This is a genomic window from Streptomyces sp. P9(2023) (assembly GCF_032436795.1).
Lineage (GTDB): Bacteria > Actinomycetota > Actinomycetes > Streptomycetales > Streptomycetaceae > Streptomyces.
The window spans coordinates 1-259 of the sequence record NZ_JAUPWM010000615.1 but is presented as its reverse complement, the minus strand read 5'-3'; the positions used below and the strand labels follow the sequence as shown (position 1 = coordinate 259).

Here is a 259-nt window from a genome sequence, read left to right as displayed (position 1 = left end):
CAATAATGCAAAAAGAACACACAGGTAAATTGGGTAATGTGGTGAAAGAGTTGCACTAAAAGCTAACAAAGAAGCTAAACCATAGCCGATGGTATGTGACATAGAGATATAACCCGCGACCGCTCCGGGTGCATCCGAATATTGGGCCGTCGCGGCGGTAGTATAAGCAGGCATAAGCAACGCAGCACCACATGCAATAAACACCATAGCCAGAGTTAATACCCAGACTTGAGTGACTAAAAATAAGGCGAAGCCCACC

At 45.9% G+C, this 259-nt stretch carries 1 protein-coding gene; it reads right to left on the bottom strand.

Annotated elements, in window-relative coordinates; genetic code table 11:
- Positions 1-259: hypothetical protein (locus tag Q5762_RS38900; protein ID WP_315897037.1), on the bottom strand; the 259-nt coding region annotated here is incomplete at both ends.